This is a genomic window from Streptomyces eurythermus, assembly GCF_014649115.1.
Lineage (GTDB): Bacteria > Actinomycetota > Actinomycetes > Streptomycetales > Streptomycetaceae > Streptomyces > Streptomyces eurythermus.
On the sequence record NZ_BMSK01000013.1, the window covers coordinates 243,632 to 260,164 of the forward strand.

The 16,533-nt window shown below is 73.3% G+C and carries 17 protein-coding genes; 8 read left to right on the plus strand and 9 right to left on the minus strand.

Annotated elements, in window-relative coordinates:
- Positions 1-102 precede the first annotated feature (102 nt).
- On the plus strand, positions 103-1,311 hold the full coding sequence (locus IE251_RS25300; RefSeq protein ID WP_189755298.1) for a S8 family peptidase: 1,209 nt from the start codon (positions 103-105) through the stop codon (positions 1,309-1,311).
- Positions 1,312-1,415: 104 nt separating this feature from the next.
- On the opposite strand, the gene IE251_RS25305 is transcribed toward IE251_RS25300, so the two are convergent.
- Complete coding sequence (locus tag IE251_RS25305; RefSeq protein WP_189755299.1) at positions 1,416-2,099, minus strand: response regulator; 684 nt, start codon at positions 2,097-2,099, stop codon at positions 1,416-1,418.
- 229 nt (positions 2,100-2,328) lie between these two features.
- On the opposite strand from IE251_RS25305, the gene IE251_RS25310 reads away from it, so the two are divergent.
- Both IE251_RS25310 and IE251_RS25315 read left to right on the plus strand, forming a co-directional pair.
- Positions 2,329-2,679 (plus strand): VOC family protein, encoded by a 351-nt coding sequence (locus IE251_RS25310; protein WP_189755300.1) that lies wholly within the window; start codon positions 2,329-2,331, stop codon positions 2,677-2,679.
- 66 nt (positions 2,680-2,745) lie between these two features.
- Positions 2,746-3,144, plus strand: a complete 399-nt coding sequence (locus IE251_RS25315; RefSeq protein WP_189755301.1) for a MarR family winged helix-turn-helix transcriptional regulator — start codon at positions 2,746-2,748, stop codon at positions 3,142-3,144.
- A 107-nt stretch (positions 3,145-3,251) separates the two neighbouring features.
- Here the strand turns inward: IE251_RS25315 and IE251_RS25320 are convergent, their stop codons facing one another.
- The 3 genes from IE251_RS25320 to IE251_RS25330 form a co-directional block, all read right to left on the minus strand.
- Positions 3,252-3,650 carry an SseB family protein gene (locus tag IE251_RS25320; protein WP_189755302.1) on the minus strand — a complete coding sequence of 133 codons (399 nt, stop codon included), beginning with the start codon at positions 3,648-3,650 and terminating at the stop codon, positions 3,252-3,254.
- A 228-nt stretch (positions 3,651-3,878) separates the two neighbouring features.
- Positions 3,879-5,384, minus strand: a complete 1,506-nt coding sequence (locus tag IE251_RS25325; RefSeq protein ID WP_229896926.1) for a purine-cytosine permease family protein — start codon at positions 5,382-5,384, stop codon at positions 3,879-3,881.
- Between the two features lie 62 nt (positions 5,385-5,446).
- Positions 5,447-6,325 carry an AraC family transcriptional regulator gene (locus IE251_RS25330; protein ID WP_189755303.1) on the minus strand — a complete coding sequence of 293 codons (879 nt, stop codon included), beginning with the start codon at positions 6,323-6,325 and terminating at the stop codon, positions 5,447-5,449.
- A gap of 142 nt (positions 6,326-6,467) precedes the next feature.
- Between IE251_RS25330 and IE251_RS25335 the strand changes: the two genes are divergently transcribed.
- Entirely contained in the window at positions 6,468-7,265 is a 798-nt protein-coding gene (locus tag IE251_RS25335) for an alpha/beta fold hydrolase (protein WP_189755304.1), read from the plus strand.
- 222 nt (positions 7,266-7,487) lie between these two features.
- Here IE251_RS25335 and IE251_RS25340 read toward each other — a convergent pair whose 3' ends face one another.
- Together IE251_RS25340 and IE251_RS25345 are read right to left on the minus strand one after the other, a co-directional pair.
- The gene (locus IE251_RS25340; RefSeq protein WP_189755305.1) at positions 7,488-7,811 is read right to left on the minus strand and encodes a DUF2795 domain-containing protein; all 324 of its coding nucleotides are present in this window, start codon (positions 7,809-7,811) and stop codon (positions 7,488-7,490) included.
- A 9-nt stretch (positions 7,812-7,820) separates the two neighbouring features.
- Positions 7,821-7,964: a hypothetical protein gene (locus tag IE251_RS25345; protein WP_189755306.1), complete on the minus strand. Its 144-nt coding sequence runs from the start codon at positions 7,962-7,964 to the stop codon at positions 7,821-7,823.
- 173 nt (positions 7,965-8,137) lie between these two features.
- On the opposite strand from IE251_RS25345, the gene IE251_RS25350 reads away from it, so the two are divergent.
- Positions 8,138-8,332 carry a DUF2795 domain-containing protein gene (locus tag IE251_RS25350; RefSeq protein ID WP_030784217.1) on the plus strand — a complete coding sequence of 65 codons (195 nt, stop codon included), beginning with the start codon at positions 8,138-8,140 and terminating at the stop codon, positions 8,330-8,332.
- A 114-nt stretch (positions 8,333-8,446) separates the two neighbouring features.
- Here IE251_RS25350 and IE251_RS25355 read toward each other — a convergent pair whose 3' ends face one another.
- Positions 8,447-10,141: a purine-cytosine permease family protein gene (locus IE251_RS25355; RefSeq protein ID WP_189755307.1), complete on the minus strand. Its 1,695-nt coding sequence runs from the start codon at positions 10,139-10,141 to the stop codon at positions 8,447-8,449.
- Between the two features lie 477 nt (positions 10,142-10,618).
- Here IE251_RS25355 and IE251_RS25360 point away from each other — a divergent pair, with 477 nt between their 5' ends.
- Complete coding sequence (locus IE251_RS25360; RefSeq protein ID WP_189755308.1) at positions 10,619-11,530, plus strand: CAP domain-containing protein; 912 nt, start codon at positions 10,619-10,621, stop codon at positions 11,528-11,530.
- Between the two features lie 90 nt (positions 11,531-11,620).
- On the opposite strand, the gene IE251_RS25365 is transcribed toward IE251_RS25360, so the two are convergent.
- Positions 11,621-13,372 carry a sigma-70 family RNA polymerase sigma factor gene (locus tag IE251_RS25365; RefSeq protein ID WP_189755309.1) on the minus strand — a complete coding sequence of 584 codons (1,752 nt, stop codon included), beginning with the start codon at positions 13,370-13,372 and terminating at the stop codon, positions 11,621-11,623.
- 182 nt (positions 13,373-13,554) lie between these two features.
- The gene (locus tag IE251_RS25370; RefSeq protein ID WP_189755310.1) at positions 13,555-13,953 is read right to left on the minus strand and encodes a winged helix-turn-helix transcriptional regulator; all 399 of its coding nucleotides are present in this window, start codon (positions 13,951-13,953) and stop codon (positions 13,555-13,557) included.
- A 110-nt stretch (positions 13,954-14,063) separates the two neighbouring features.
- Here IE251_RS25370 and IE251_RS25375 point away from each other — a divergent pair, with 110 nt between their 5' ends.
- The gene (locus tag IE251_RS25375) at positions 14,064-14,930 is read left to right on the plus strand and encodes an alpha/beta fold hydrolase (RefSeq protein WP_189755311.1); all 867 of its coding nucleotides are present in this window, start codon (positions 14,064-14,066) and stop codon (positions 14,928-14,930) included.
- 304 nt (positions 14,931-15,234) lie between these two features.
- A complete protein-coding gene (locus IE251_RS25380; RefSeq protein WP_189755312.1) occupies positions 15,235-16,308 on the plus strand; it encodes an NAD(+)/NADH kinase in 1,074 nt (357 codons plus the stop codon).
- Positions 16,309-16,533 lie beyond the last annotated feature (225 nt).

Below are 16,533 nucleotides of genomic sequence, written 5' to 3' on the forward strand. Positions count from 1 at the left end.
GCCACGCCCCCGTCTCGGCAGGGGTGCGCGATCACGCGCACCCGCCCCCACAGACGCGCGCCCCACCCGTGCGCGCGCCGCCAAGAGGAGGAATCCCTCGTAATGGCACAACTGCGGAGCAAGAGAATACGGTTCGTCGCGACCGCCGCGATCGCGGCGACCACCTTGGCCGGCGGCCTCGCCGCCGTCCCCGCCCAGGCCGCTCCCGCCGTGGGCAAGGTGATCGGTGCCGGCTCGCCCACGGCGGTCCGGGACAGTTACATCGTGACGCTCCGGAAGGACGCCGGATTCAAGGCCTCCTCGATCACGGGCAGGAATCTGGTCAAGGAGTACGGCGGCAGCGTGACCAGGACGTTCGGCAGCGCGCTGAACGGCTACACCGCCACCCTCTCCACGACGGAGGCCGAGCGCCTGGCCGCCGACCCGGCGGTGGCCGCCGTCGAGCAGAACCAGCGGGTCGGCGTCACCGACACCACGCAGTCCAGCGCGCCGTGGGGCCTCGACCGCATCGACCAGACCTCCCTGCCCCTGTCCGGCACCTACACCTACCCGGACAGCGCCGGCAGCGGTGTGACCGCCTACGTCATCGACACCGGCGTACGCATCACGCACCAGCAGATCAGCGGCCGTGCCTCCTACGGTTACGACGCCGTCGACGGTGACACCGACGCCGCGGACGGCAACGGCCACGGGACCCATGTGGCCACCACCATCGCCGGCTCCACCTACGGCGTGGCCAAGAAGGCGAAGATCGTCGCCGTGCGGGTACTGGACAACAACGGATCCGGGACCACCGCCGGAGTCATCGCCGGCATCGACTGGGTGACCCGGAACCACTCCGGCCCCTCCGTCGCCAACCTGTCGCTCGGCGGCGGTGCCTCCGCCACGCTGGACGCGGCCGTGCGCAACTCCATCGCGAGCGGCGTGACGTACGCGGTGGCCGCCGGCAACAGCAACGCCAACGCCTCCTCGTACTCCCCGGCCCGGGTCGCCGAGGCTATCACCGTCGGCGCGACGACCAGCACCGACGCCCGGGCGAGCTACTCCAACTACGGCTCCGTGCTGGACGTCTTCGCCCCGGGATCCTCCATCACGGCCGGCTGGAACACCGGCGACACCGCGACCAACACGATCTCCGGCACCTCCATGGCGACCCCGCACGTCGCCGGAGCCGCGGCGGTCTACCTGGCCGGCCACACCTCCGCCACACCGGCCCAGGTCGCCACGGCCCTGGTGAACGGGGCGACGACAGGCAAGGTCACCAGCGCCGGCTCGGGCTCGCCCAACCGCCTGCTGAAGCTCGTACCGTGACCCCTTCGCCGGCGGCCCGGCCGTCATGAGCACCGTGCCTCGGAGGCCGTCCCGCCTCCGAGGCACACCTGACCCCGCCCCGTCCCGCCCCTACGGGGCGCTCGTCACCGTGTGCCCGGTCTCACCAGGCCCGTCTCGTACGCGATGACCACCGCCTGGGCGCGGTCGCGCAGGCCGAGTTTGGCGAAGACACGGGCCACGTGGGACTTGACCGTGGCCTCGCTGAGGGTCAGTTCGGTGGCGATCTCCGTGTTGGACAGGCCCCGGCCCATCAGGCTGAGCACCTCCCGCTCGCGCGGGGTGAGCGCGGCCAGATCGGCGGGGACGGCCGTGGCCGTCCGGTCGGCCTCGGCCGCGTACCGCTCCACCAGGCGCCGGGTGATCTGCGGGGCCAGCAGGGCGTCACCGGTACCGACGAGCCGGACGGCCGCCGCCAGGTGCTCCGGGGTGACGTCCTTGAGCAGGAAGCCGCCGGCCCCGAGGGACAGGGCGGTGTACACATACCGGTCCAGGTCGAAGGTGGTCAGCATGAGCACCCGGCAGCCGGGTGCCTCGGCCAGGATGCGCCGGGTGGCCTCCAGGCCGTCCATGACCGGCATGCGGATGTCCATGAGGACGACGTCCGGCTCGAGTTCACGGACGGCGGCGACCGCCTCGGCCCCGTCGGCGGCCTCGCCCGCCACCTCGATGCCCCGGGCGGTGAGGATCAGCCGGAAGCCGGTCCGGATCAGCGTCTGGTCGTCGGCGATCAGGACACGCGGCGCCCGCTCGGACCCGTCCGGCGTCACGGCCGGTCCAGGGGTATCCGGGCACGCACCCGGAAGCCGCCGCCGAGTCTGCGCCGGGCGGTCCGGCTCACCGTCGCCGAGGTGCTGCGCAACGAGTGAACACGGCAACCGGTCAGGATCGGAGAAGCCGTCGTGGGCTCGCCCGTCCTAGCGTGGGGGCACCGACGAGGAAACCGTCGGTGCCCCGGCCCCGTGAAGCCGGGCACCACTGTGCGAAGGAGTGAGCATCATGGCCGCAGGCCTGCAGACGATCATCTACCCGGTGAAGGACCTGGACCGCGCCAAGGCCCTGTTCGGCGCGCTGCTGGGCGTGGAGCCGTACGCGGACGAGCCGTACTACGTGGGCTACAAGGCCGCCGGCCAGGACGTCGGGCTGGACCCCAGCGGGCACGCCAAGGGCATGACCGGGCCGGTGCCGTACTGGCATGTGACGGATCTGCGGGAGCGGCTCGCGGCGCTGCTGGCGGCGGGTGCCGAGCTGCTCCAGGACGCGCAGGACGTCGGCGGCGGCCGGCTGATCGCCTTCGTGAAGGACCCCGACGGCAACCACCTGGGGCTGCTCCAGGACCCGTCGGTCTGAGTCGGGAGCACCCCCCGGACTAGTTGCACGCTCAACGAGTGGTCGTGGCGGTGCTACCGTGCGGTTATGGCAGTCAAGACGGCCGAGACCCGGCTGGAGGAACGCTGGCGGGACATCCTCGCCGTGCACGCGCGCACGATGTGCGAGATCGACCGCGTCCTGCACCCGTACGGGCTGGGCGCCAGCGACTTCGAGGTGCTGGACCTGCTGGCCACCGAGCCGCCCGAGCAGGGCGAGCAGTGCCGGGTGCAGAACCTGGTCGGCCGCGTGCACCTCAGCCAGAGCGCGCTGTCCCGGCTGATCGGCCGGCTGGAGAAGGACGGCCTGGTGGAACGCTCGGTGTGCGCGGAGGACCGACGCGGGGTGTGGGTCGCCCTCACCCCCAAGGGCCGCATCCTGCACGCCGAGGTGCTCCCGCTTCAGCGGGCGGTACTGCGGCGCATGCTGACCGGGCAGGAACTCTAGAGCGACCGGCCCTGCCGGAGGACCGGTCGAGTACCGCCGCGGTCGCCGCCGGGGCGGTGCCCGGCGGCGACCGCGGGAGGTGGTCCGCGGGTCGGCGGGTTCGTCGCTCAGCGGGCCAGCAGCGTGCGGACTCCCTGTGACGTGAGCGTCAGGGCGTGGGAGGAGCTGCCGTCGATGGCGAGGGACAGGTTCTCGTCGGGCCACTGCGCGGCGAGCGCGCCGAGCGGGATCAGACGGTAGCGCGAGACGAAGGGCAGCAGATCGGCCATCTCGCCCTCCGTGGTGAACACCGGGACGACCGCGTCGCCACCGGGCTGTTCCAGGACGGGCAGCGCCACCGTCGTGGCGTCGGCGCCCTCTCCGTCCAGCGCGTCGTCCGGCACCGGGACGAGTACGTCACTGTGGGCGAGGGTGTCCAGGGCGGCCTGGTCCTCGGCGTTCACGGTCAGCGCGTCCAGCGCCTGCTGGGCCGGCGTCGGCGGGTCGGCGTGTGCGGGTGTCTCCATGGCTGGTCCCCAGGTTCGACGGTCGTACGGGCTGCCGGGACGGCTCGGCGCCCCGGGCGTGCTCCCGCCTCGCGTACCCGGTGGGGTGCGGGGCATGCGTACGCGGCACATGTGGATCCCCGGCACATGGATTGCCCGCACATGGGTCGCGGGTCGTGGGATGTGTGTGGGCCGAGCACCGGGCACGGGCCGTCTCCGTCGGGGGGAGTCGTCGGCAAGGCCCGGGGCTCACGGGCGTGGGAGTTCCTCGCGGGCCGGGCCGGCTGCCCCCGCCTCCTGGTGCCGTATCCGGGTCCTGGTCGTCGACAGCGTGCCGAGGAAGGCGAGGACCAGGGCGACGAGGACGCCCAGGTTGGCGTACGCCCAGGGGCCGGTGCGGCCGCCGAGGCCGAGCGGCGTCAGTAGATAGCCCTGCCAGGTCAGCCAGTGCGCGGCGGTGTTGGTGACCAGGCCCCAGCCGACGGCGGTGGCGGCGACGGTGACGCACAGCGGGAGGAGGGGTACGTCGCCGTAGCGGCCGTGCGGGCGGTACAGGTCGGCTTCGTCGTAGTCGCGGCGGCGCAGCGCCAGATCGGCGAGCATGACGCCGGCCCAGGCCGCGATGGGCACGCCGAGTGTGGTGAGGAAACCCATGAACTGGCCGAGGAAGTTGTCGGCGTAGAACACGATGTAGACCGAGCCGGCGATCATCAGAACGCCGTCGAGGAGGGCGGCCAGGTAGCGGGGTGCCCGCAGACCGGCCGAGAGGAGGGCCAGGCCGGAGGAGTAGATGTCGAGGACGGCGCCGCCGACCAGGCCGAGGACGGCGACCACGGCGAACGGCACCAGGAACCAGGCCGGCAGGAGGGTGGCCAGCGCCCCGATCGGGTCGGCCGCGATCGCCCGGTTCAGCTCCGGGGCGGACCCGGCCAGCAGCAGGCCGAAGACCAGCAGCACCAGCGGGGCCAGACAGGCGCCGAACGTGGTCCAGCCGATGACTCCCCGGCTGGAGGAGTCCCGGGGCAGATAGCGGGAGTAGTCGGCGGCGGCGTTGACCCAGCCGAGGCCGAAGCCGGTCATCATGAACACCAGCGCGCCGATGAACCGCTGGGCGGAACCGGCCGGGAGGGCGTCGACCGCGCTCCAGTGGATCCGGTCGGCGACGAGAACGACGTAGACGATCGTGAGGACGCCCGTGACCAGGGTGATCCAGGTCTGCAGCCGCATGATCAGGTCGAAGCCCAGGACTCCGCCGGCGACGGTCAGCGCGGCCACCACCATCAGGGCGGCGGCCTTGGTGCCGGTGCCGCCGCCCCAGCCGAGGGCGCCGAGGACGGTGGCGGTGGCCATCGTCGCGAGCGCGGTGAGGACGGTCTCCCAGCCGACGGTGAGCATCCAGGAGACGACGGCCGGCAGCCGGTTGCCGCGCACGCCGTACGCGGCCCTGCTGAGCACCATGGTCGGGGCCGAGCCGCGCTTGCCGGCGACCGCGACGAAGCCGCACAGCAGGAACGACACGACGATGCCGAGCGCGCCGGCGGCGAGGGCCTGCGGGAAGGAGATGCCGAAGCCGAACGCGAACGCGCCGTAGCCGAGGCCGAGGACGGAGACGTTGGCCCCGAACCAGGGCCAGAACAGGGTGCGCGGGGTGCCCTTGCGTTCCGCGTCCTCGATCACGTCGAGGCCGCGCGTCTCCACCCGCAGGGGGTGGCCGGCGGACGCCCCGTCCGGGGCGTCGTGCGGATGGGCCGTCACCGAGCCTCCTGCCCTGCCTGCCCTGATGTGTGCGTCACGCTAGGTCGCGGCGCGGAGAGCGGTCAAGGTTCCTGGTGGAGTGCCGCTGCCCAGGCGGTGGGGGCGAGGCCGGTCTGGCGTCGGAAGAAGGTGGTGAAGTTGCCGGCGTCGGGGAAGCCGAGGCGGTGTGCGCAGGTGCCGGCCGGCAGCCCGCTGTGGGCGAGCAGCCGTTTCGCTTCGAGCAGGATGCGCTGGTCGAGGAAGGCCTTGGCGCCGTGTCCGGTGGCGGCGCGGGTGGCGCGGGTCAGGGTCCGCACGTCGTAGCCGAGTGCCCGCGCGTAGTCGGCCACGCGGTGCCGGTGGGGGAAGTGTTCCTCGACCTCGGCCCGGTAGGCGTGGAACACCTCGAGGTGCCGGCTGACGGGCGCGCCGGGGGCGGGCGGTGCGGATGTCCCGGGCAGGACGCGCAGGAGCAGGGCCGCCAGCAGATGGGAGAGCACCGCGGAGGAGGCCAGGCGCGGGCGGCGCACCGCCGCCCGGTACTCGTCACCGAGGTGGCCGGCGGCCGGCACCGCGAGCCGGAGGATCTCGGGCGGCAGGCGCCAGCAGGTGGATGAGGTGGCCTCGCGGGCTTCGAGCGCGGGGTCGGGCAGGAAGCCGGGCTGGAAGAGGATCAGGGGGCCGTCGAGGCGCTCGACGTCGCTCCAGCGGTGCACCGTGCCGGGCCTGATCCACACGACGCTGCCCTCGCGCAGTTCGTGGTGGCGGAAGTCCGCTTCGTGCGCGCCGCTTCCCTCGGTGATCAGGGCGAGGACGTGGAAGTCGGGGCGTTGGAGCCGGGTGCGTCGTCGTTCGGTGTCGGTCTCGCGCAGCCCGGCGAAGCTGAGGACCTCCACGCCGTAGGCGGCTCCGACCGGCGGGAGGTAGCGCAGTTGCCGCACGGCGGGGTGTCCGTTTTCCACAAGGGGTCGGTCTCTTTTCACGAAGACGGAGTCTGCCACCGGCCTAGCGTTTCTCCCGTGCCCGGAGGCGGGTGCACGGCATGACCCGGCGCGTGTGCCACCGGAGCGCCGACGCCTGCCGCGATACGGAGGAGACGTGGAAATGCCGGAAAGTACAAGGGCCGTGGCCGTCGCGGGCGGATCGGTGACGGTCCGGACCGGGGGCGGGGGCGGCGGGCCCGCGCTGGTGTTCGCGCACTACTGGGGCGGTTCCGCCGCCACGTGGGACGCGGTGGTCCGGCGGCTGCCGCCCGGGCAGACGGTCCGGTTCGATCAGCGCGGCTGGGGCACCTCGCGGGAGCTGCCGGGACCGTACGACCTGGAGCGGCTCGCCGACGATCTCGCGCGGGTGGCCGAGGAGTGCGTCACGGGCCCGTTCGTCCTCGTGGGCCACTCGATGGGCGGCAAGGTCGCCCAGCTGGTCGCGGCCCGGCGTCCGGCGGGGCTGGCCGGCGTGTTCCTGGTCGCGCCCGCTCCCCCACGGCCGCCGGCGGCCGTCACGGAGGCATACCGGGAGGCCCTGTCCCACGCCTACGACTCGCCCGAGTCCGTCGGCCACGCCGTGGACCGGGTCCTGACGGCCGGGCCGCTGCCCGGGCCGGCGCGGGAGGCGGTCGTACGGGACAGCCTGGCGGCGTCCGCCGGGGCCCGCACGGAGTGGCCGCTGCGGGGCATCGCCCAGGACATCACCGAGGCGGCCCGGCGCATCGAGGTCCCGGTGGCCGTGCTGGCGGGCAGGCAGGACAGGGTGGAGCCGCCCGCCGTACTGCGCGCGTGCCTGCTGCCCTGCGTTCCGCACGCCACGCTGACCACCGTTCCGGGCGGGCACCTGCTGCCACTGGAGGCTCCGGAGGCGGTCGCCGGGGCCTTGGCCGGCTTCCTCGCGGGCCTGCGCGGCTGAGAACGGCCGCAGGCCGCTCTGCTGGGGACGGCCGCGATCCTGCCCAGATGAGGACGCCGCGGGCCCGCTCGGCCGAGAACGGCCGCGAGCCTGCTCCGCTGAGAACGGCCGCGGGCCCGCTCCGCCGGGAACGGCCGCGGGCCTGCTGGGCTGAGGACGACCGCGGACCCGATCCGCTGAGGACGGCCGCCGCACGTCCCGTACAGCCGTCCCCGGGCCGGTTCAGCGGTCGAACTCCTCGTGGATGGGTGTCTTGGGCTCTTCCCGCAGGTGCTGGGAGAGGCCCGGCTTGCCGCCGCGCCGCGCCTGTCCGGCCCGTTGGCCGGCGTCGAGTCCGAGATCGGAGTCCGGGTCCACCCGGACCGACCTCGCGACCTCGGCGCGGCCGGTGTATTCCTCGGCGGGCATGCCACGCAGGGCCTTGACGACCTCCTCCGTGGCTCCGGCCTGCCGGGCGGCCGAGATCAGCTGCTCCTTGCCGGCCGGGTAGGTCACGTCCTTCAGGGCGTCCAGCACCTCCGGGACGCTGGTGTGTGCCGTGCTCATGACGCCTCCCTACGCGTCGTCCTCCTCGTCCGGGGTCTCCTCGGCGGTGTTCTCCCCCTCCGCCTGGGAGGGGGTGGTGCGGGCCGGCTGCTCCGTGTCCGGGGCGTCCGTCTCGCGCTCGCCCTCGGCCTGCGATGGGGTGTTCTCGCTCATCGGGTCCTCTCATCCGCGGTCCCGTACCTGCTTCCGGAACCGTCGGGTACCCGCGCGCGGCTCGGCCCACCACCAACCGGAATCTTTGAATCCGCTTCCGTGGGATGGGTACCTGAGCAGTCCCGGCGCTCCCTTCGCGCCGGTCGATCACCGACTCACTGCCAGGAGGAACCATGGCGGGCATCACCCCACCTGACCTGCAGAAAGCGCTGCACGGCGTGGAGTACCCGGCCGGTACCGACGACCTTCGGAAGGCGGCCGAGAAGAACCACGCGCCGAAGGAGATCACGGAGCGGATCTCCCACCTCGGGAAGAAGAAGTTCGAGAACCCCGCCGAGGTCAGCAAGGCCGTCTTCCGGAACGAGTGACGGCGCACGGCCCGGCGGTGCCGGAACACGGTGCGCGACGGCCGGCCGTCCGGGCCCGGCCGCCGCGCACGCCGTCACGGGGTCACGTGACGAGCAGGGCGTCCGGTCACTCGGTCACCGCCGGACGGTGGGCAGGCCGAGGGCGACCGGCCCCGGGGCGCCGGCTCCGCGCTTGCAGGAGTCGTGGCAGTCCTTCTCCAGGCTGCAGCACAGCGAACAGACCGGGCCCTGGTGGAAGGGGCAGCCGGCCATGTCGGGGCGTTCGAAGCCGGTCGCGCAGACCGAGCAGGTCAGTACGGCGGCCGAGGGCAGCCCGTCCGCGCCGAGCAGCGGCTCGTCCAGGAGGTCGGGGCGGGCGAGGTAGTAGCGGCCCTTGGTGAGCACCGCGAACAGCGGTGAGAGCGCCATGGCGAGGAACAGCGCGATGAACGGTGAGAACGCCTTGCCATAGGCGCCGAACGCCTCGAAGTAGGCGGCGATGGAGACTGCGGAGGCGATCAGCATCGAGCCGAAGCCCACCGGGTTGAAGTGGTGCAGATGGGCCCGTTTGAACTCGATGTACGACGGACTGAGCCCGAGCGGCTTGTTGACGATCAGGTCGGCGACGACCGCGCCGATCCAGGCGATGGCCACGTTGGAGTAGAAGCCGAGCACGGTGTTGAGGAAGCCGAAGACCCCGCCCTCCATCAACGCGAGCGCTATGCCGACATTGAGGAAGATGTAGACGACGCGGCCCGGGTGACGGTGTGTCAGACGGGAGAAGAAGTTCGACCAGGACAGCGAACCGGAGTACGCGTTGGTCGAGTTGATCTTTATCTGGGAGAGGATGACGAAGAAGGTCGCCAGGCCCAGGGCGACCGGCGCCGCGAACGTGCCGAACCCGTGGACGTACTGCCGGATCGGCTCGTCGGCCTTGCCGAGTCCCGCGCCGCCGGCGACGCAGAAGGCCAGGAAGGCGCCCCCGATCTGCTTCAGCGCCCCGAGGACCACCCAGCCCGGTCCGGCACCCAGCACGGCGGTCCACCAACGCCTGCCGTTCCGCTGGGTCTTGTCCGGCATGAACCGCAGATAGTCGACCTGCTCGCCGATCTGCGCGATGAGCGACAGCGCGACGCCCGCGCCCGCCCCTACCCCGAGCGCACTGAGGGTAGAGCCCGTGGGTGAGTTGCCCGCGAAGTGGGTGAACTCCGAGAACTTCCCCGGGTCCTGGATCGCGATGGACACGAACGGGGCGACCATCAGCACCAGCCAGACCGGCTGCGTCCACACCTGCATCTTCGACAGCGCGGTCATGCCGTAGACCACCAGCGGAAGGATGACCAGTGAGCAGACGACGTACCCGATGGCGAGCGGGATGTGCAGGCCGAGTTCCAGCGCCTGCGCCATGATGGAGCCTTCGAGGGCGAAGAAGATGAAGGTGAAGCTCGCGTAGATCACCGAGGTGAGCGTCGACCCGAGGTATCCGAATCCCGCGCCCCGGGTCAGCAGGTCCATGTCGATGGAGTACTTCGCCGAGTAGTACGCGATGGGAACACCGGTCAGGAAGATGACCACCGCGGCGGTCAGGATCGCCACCAGGGCGCTGGAGAAGCCGTGCGCGACGGCGATCGAGCCGCCGATGGCGAAGTCCGCGAGGTAGGCGATGCCGCCGAGGGCGGTGGTGGCGACGACGTACGGCGTCCAGCGGCGGAAGGACTTGGGCGCGTAGCGCAGCGAGTAGTCCTCCAGCGTGTCGTTCCGCGTCCAGCCGTTGTACGTACGGCTGCCGGGCTGGGCCGGTGGCGCTTGGCTGTCGACGATGTCCGTCACGGCGCTCCCCTCGTCCTGCGCTGCGCCCGGACGCGCCGGGCCGGTTGCAGGGAAGGTTCGTGCCGCCGTGTTGCCCCGCGGTTTCCCCGTCTTTAAGAACAGCGACCCGGCCGGAGGAAGGACAGCGTCGCGGCCGGAGGTGACAACCGTCACAGGGCTGTCGGCGACTAAGGGTGCCGGATAGTAGATGCCACTCCCACGACATATGGGATTTGTCCGTCTTGCCAGGGGCGTGAGGCAGGGCCGGCTCAATGCCGGGACAGCCCGCGGGCAGCTCGCCGTATCCCTCGTCCACGCCGGGTTCCTGAGGGACCGACAACACCGTGCAAACGTCGCGGTCGCAATCTTCTGCATCTCCCGGCATGGCTGGCAAGGCCCGGAAGCGGCTACGAGGTGAGGTAGTAGTCGGTCTCTTTGCGTCCCGCGTGAAGCCGTCCCAAGAATGGGCGCTCCGCGATCACCGAGTGAGGTTGACGTATGGGACAGCACCGCAAGACCAAGCACTACCGGCGCATAGTCATCACCGCCGTCGCCGTCGGCGCCGTGGGCGTGCCATCCGTCGCCCTGGCCTGTACCGACTGGCCGTACGGCACGGACCAGCGGCCGCGGGCCGACGCGACGAGCACGCCCGTGACGCAGGGACAGCACCTTCACAGGCATCACCACCGCAACGGAGTGGACGCGGCCGCCGGGCAGACCACCGCGCCGCGCACCACGGAGCCGGTCACCACCACGCCGCCCCCGTCCGCTCCGTCGTCATCCACGCCGGTCACGTCCACGCCGTCGTCGTCCGCGCCGGTCACGTCCCCGGCCGAGGCGCGGACCGCGCACGCGCGTCCGGCCGTACGGCCCAAGACGCGTCCGGTGGTGGCCCGGCCCATCACCCAGCGGCCCCGACCCACCGCCGCGCCCGGCACCCCCGAGGCCACCGTCACGACCCCCACGCTCCCCGCGACCTCCACCGCCCCGACGACCGCCGCGCCCACCACCCCGGCGCCCGCCGCCCCGGCGTCCGGAGTCGCCGCCGAGATCCTGCGGCTGGTGAACGCCGAGCGGAACAAGGTCGGTTGCCAGCCGCTGACCCTCGACCCGGCGCTCACCAAGGCCGCGCAGGAGCACAGCGCGGACATGGCCGCCCACCAGAACATGTCGCACACCGGATCGGACGGCTCGGACCCGGGCCTGCGCATCACGCAGGCCGGCTACACCTGGAGCAGCTACGGCGAGAACGTCGCCTACGGCTACACCACGGCGGAGCAGGTCATGGCGGGCTGGATGGCCAGCCCCGGCCACCGGGCCAACATCCTCGACTGCGGATTCCAGGAGATCGGCGTCGGTCTGGCGCAGCCCGGCAGCTACTGGACGCAGGACTTCGGCACGGCCCGCTGAGCCGGGCCGGCCGGCGGCGCCGCCCGCCGGCCGGGTCCCGCGGGGCGTCGGCCCTGAACGCGCGTGCCCGCACCCGGAGTTGTCGGCCGTTCAGAGTTTCGCGCCGAAGTTCTGGGTCCACCAAGGGCCGCCCGAGCCCTTGTGAACGCCCACGCCGATGTTCTTGAACGAGCAGTTGAGGATGTTGGCGCGGTGGCCGGGGCTGTGCATCCAGGAGTCCATCACCGCCCGCGGGGTCTGCTGGCCCCGGGCGATGTTCTCGCCGTAGGTGGACCAGCGGTAGCCCGCGGCGGTGACGCGCTCGCCGGGGCCGGCGCCGTCCGGGTTCGTGTGGTCGAAGAAGCCGCGCGCGGCCATGTCGTCGGAGTGTCCCTGGGCGGCCCGTTCCAGTTGCGGGTCCTCGGTGACCGGGCCGCATCCGGCGGCCGCCCGCTCCTTGTTCACCAGCGCGACCACCTGGGCCACGGTGCCGGCGGGCGCCGGACGCGCCTGCGGGGTCGTCCGGGAGGGGCTGGGCGTGGCGGACGCGGGCGCCGGCGGCTGGGCCTTCGGTGTGCCGGTCGTGCGTGCCGGGCGGGGGCTCTTGGCGGGGCTCGGCTTCTTCGACCGCGAGGGCGACGGCGACGGGGAGGCCGAGGGCCGTGCCGAGGTCCGTACGGGGCTGGGTGCGGACAGGTCCGCCACGACGGCGTCGGCGGTCGGTGCGGCGGTCGCCTCCTTGGTCTCCGGCCCGGAGCCGGTGCCGAAGTACCACAGGCCGCCGCCCGCCACGCAGGCCGCCACCACGGCCCCGCCGACGGCCCGGCGCCGGATCCGCCGCCGTCGCCGGGCCTCACCGCGGGCGGTCGTACGACGCCGGGAGGCCCGCACACCGACGGGGCCCGCCTGCTCGCTCCGGCGGTGCGGAAGGCCGTCGCCGGCCTGCTCGGTCCGGGAGTCCGAAAGGCCGTCGCCCGCCCGCCCGGTCCCGACAGGGGCGGCATCCGGCCCGGTGACCCCCGTGTCCGGCGCGGCGGGGCCGGCGTACGCGGTCGGGTGGAGGCCGGCCGCCACGGCTGACCGTGTCGCCGCCGTCAGCGCCGAGGACACCGCGACGAGCGCGAGCCCGGCGAGCAGCCCCTCAGCCGGGAGCAGACCGCTCCACAGGCCGCCGCAGCGCGCGCACTCGCGGGCGTGCCGGGCTATCCGCTTGCGCCACAGGGCGGAGGGCACCCCGTCCCAGGAGGCCAGCACGCCACCCAGTTCCGCGCAGGCGGGCCGGGTGTCGAGCGCCCGGACCACCACACGGGCCGACTCCAGGCGCGCCTTCATCCGCTGCACCCGGACCGCCGTGTGCTGCGGTGACACCCCGAGGGCCGTGGCGACCTCGGCACGGGTCAGTTCGCCGGCGCACTCCAGCCACCACAGCGAGAGCACCTCGCGGTCCTCCGGCTCCAGCCAGCGGGTGGCGCGCGCGGTCTCCTGGCGCTGGCCGGACAACTGGAGCCGGACGATGGTCAGGTCGACGAAGTCGGCGCCGGGGTCGGCCACGCCGGCGGCCTCCTCCACGGTGCCGGGGGCGAGTTGGCGGTCCCGCCAGTGCGCGCGGACCCGGTTCATCGCTATGGCCACGAGCCAGGAGCGGAAGTTCTCCGGGGAGCGCAGGTCGCCGAGCGAGCCGAGGGCCCGGAGCATGGTCTCCTGGACCACGTCGTCCACGTCGACCGAACCGTTCAGGGCCCGCCCCACGATGTTGTAGACCAGCGGGAGGTACGCGCCGACCAGGGCGTCCTGGGCCGCCGGGTCTCCCGCTCGGGCGGCGTCGACCAGTGCCGCCGTGTCCACCGTGTGCTGTGTCCTCATCAAAGCTTCCCTGTCCTCGGCGCCGAACGATGCTGTGCGTCACCTGGGAGACCGTCCGGCGCGGTGCCGATAACGGTTCTTCGCAGGAAAGTTCTTCGGAGAATCGTTCGAGGGGAGGTTCACAGGGTGGTGCGGCGGCCGCAAGGAGGGAGATCACACCGGACGGACCGGAGCGTCGTGACTCACTGCTCCTGCCGGTCGTTCAGCGAGTTGGCCCGGTCGACCTCGGCCATGTGCTCCTCGGCCCAGTCCCGTACGGCGGCGAGCACGGTGTCGAGCGACAGGCCGAGCGGGGTGAGCCGGTAGTGCACGGCGGGCGGTACGCAGGGCTCCACCCGGCGTTCGGCCAGGCCGTCGCGGACCAGGCTCCGCAGGGTCGCCGAGAGCATCTTCTGCGAGACGCCCGGCATCCGGCGCAGCAGTTCGGCGAAGCGCACCTCTCCCGGTGCGGCCTGGGCCAGCACCTTCACCGCCATCGACGTCCATTTCGTACCGATCCGGTCGAGCAGCCGGCGGGTCGGGCACGCGGGGTCGAACAGGTCACCGCGCGCGGCGGGCGCGTCCTTGGCCTGGGAAGTCACCTGAAGCTCACCAACTGACGGGAAAGTGCGGTCTGTTGCCCCCGAGCCTAGTTACCTAGCGTCTCCTTGTCACTGTTTGTTACCTCAAGCAGCTTTCAGGGGATTCGCTCATGACTGTCACCTCCCTGCCCGGTGTGCGGCTGCGCCGGGTCACCGTCGACGGGACCGTACTCAACGTCGCCACGGCCGGCGCGGGTCCGGCCGTGCTGCTGCTGCACGGCTTCCCGCACACCTGGCGGCTGTGGACCGACGTCATCGGGCCGCTGGCCCGCCGGTACCGGGTGATCGCGCCGGACCTGCGCGGGTTCGGCGACAGCGACCGGCCGGCGGACGGCTACGACGCCGGAACCCTCGCCGCCGACGCCGCGGGCCTGCTGGAGGCGCTCGGCGCGGGACCGGCCGCCGTGGTCGGCATCGACCTCGGCACCCCGCCCGCGTTCCTGCTGGCCATGCGGCGGCCCGGCCTGGTACGGCGGCTGGTGCTGATGGAGTCCCTGCTGGGTGACCTGCCGGGCGCCGAGGAGTTCCTCGCGGCCGGACCGCCGTGGTGGTTCGGGTTCCACGCGGCGCCGGGACTGGCCGAGTCGGTGCTGGCGGGGCACGAGGAGGCGTACGTCGACTGGTTCCTCCGGCGCGGCACGCTGGGCCGGGGCGTACGGCCGGACGTCCGCGCCGAGTTCGTCCGCGCCTACACCGGCACCGAGGCGCTGCGCGCGGCGTTCGGTCCCTACCGGGCGCTGCCCGCCGGTGCCCGGCAGATCCGGGAGGCGGTGTCCGGGGCGCGTCTCACCGTGCCCGCGCTCACCCTCGGCGCCCACCCGGTGGGCCGGTCGCTGGAACGGCAACTGCGGCCGTACGCCGAACGGTTGACCGGCCATGTCATCCCGGACTGCGGCCACATCATCCCGCTGGACCGCCCGGAGGCGCTGCTGGCCGTGCTGGAGCCGTTCCTCGCGGCGGACGACGACCGGGGGTGAGAGCCGCGGCGGGCACCCGGCGGCGGCTCACCGCACGGCCTGCCCCTGCGACGGCGACCCTCGCCACGGCTCGCCCCGGGACGACGCCCCCTCCGCAGGGCACATCCCCGCAGAGGGTGGCCCTCCGCACAGCACACCCCGGAGACGGTGACCCTCCGCCCGCCACGTCCCGCAGGCAGTGGACCTCCGCCCGCCGCGCCCCGGACGACAGTGCCGCCCGGCGGCGTGGCACGCGCCGGGTCGGTGCCGTGCGCGGCGAGGATGGCGCCGGGCAGGAAACCGGCTGGGAGGCAGGTGTACGGGTATGACGGTGAACCGTGTCGGCCTGGTCGTGCACGGCGGGCGCGCCGAGGCGGTGGCCGCCGCGCGCGAGGTGCGCGCGTGGTGCGCCGGGCACGGGGTGGGCTGCGCGGACATCGACGTGTGGCGGGCGGGCGCGCGGCACAGTGCCCGTGAGGAGCTGGACAGCGCGGGCGATCCCGACCTCATCGTCACCCTGGGCGGCGACGGCACGTTCCTGCGCGGTGCCCGGCTGGCGGCCGAGAACGACGCCCTGGTGCTTGGTGTCGACCTGGGCCGGGTCGGCTTCCTGACCGAGGTGCCCGCCCCCGCGGTCCGGGCCGCGCTGGACGCCGTACGGGAGGGCCGGATCCACGTGGAGCACCGGATGCTGCTCACCCTGCGCGCGTCCTGCCGGCTGGAGGTACCCGCGCAGATGGAGGCGCTGCTGGATTACGGGCGCGGGCCCTTGCTGCCCCCGCCACCTGTACGCACCGAGTGCGAGGCGGGCGGGGACTGGGGGGTCGCCCTGGACGTGACGGCGCTGAACGACGTGGTCCTGGAGAAGCTCTCCCGGGACCGGCAGGTGTCGGTCGGGGTCTATCTGGCGGGCCGGCTGCTGGCCTCGTACTCGGCGGACGCGCTGCTGGTGGCCACGCCCACGGGGTCCACGGCGTACAGCTTCGCCGCGGGCGGCCCGGTGGTCTCGCCCCGCGCGGAGGGCCTGGTGTTCACGCCGGTCGCGCCGCACATGGTGTTCAACCGGTCGGTGGTGGCCGCGCCGGACGAGCCCGTCGCGCTGCGGGTGCTCGAGGGGTCGGGGCGGGCCGCGGTCAGCATCGACGGCCAGTTGCGGGGGGTGCTCGGCCCCGGGGACTGGATCGGGGTGTACGCCGCTCCGCGCCGGCTGAAGGCGGTCCGGCTCGGTCCGATGGACTTCTACGGCCGGCTGCGGGAGCGGATGAACCTCACCGACGCCCCGGCCGCGCTCGCCGACGGGGAGGCCGCCCCGCTGTGGCCGGTGACCACGCCGCCGCCGGGCGACCTCGCCCATCTGGCGCTGCCCCCAGCCCCCGGCGACGCGCACCGGCCGTCCTGACGCCCGCCGAAGGCGCGGTGCCGCGACCGGACCCGGCAGGCCGGGGCCGTACCGGAGAGAAGGTCCACAGGGCCGGCCGGGGGCCTCGCCTTGACCCGGATGGCCGTTCGGGACCCGGGGCGCCGCAGCACCGTGCGCCTGCCCTGTGGTCGTATATTCCATGGTGCGCTCGGGCTGTCGATCGGCAGCACGCCGGTCGCACCGGAGAACGGCCGGCCGGGCCGT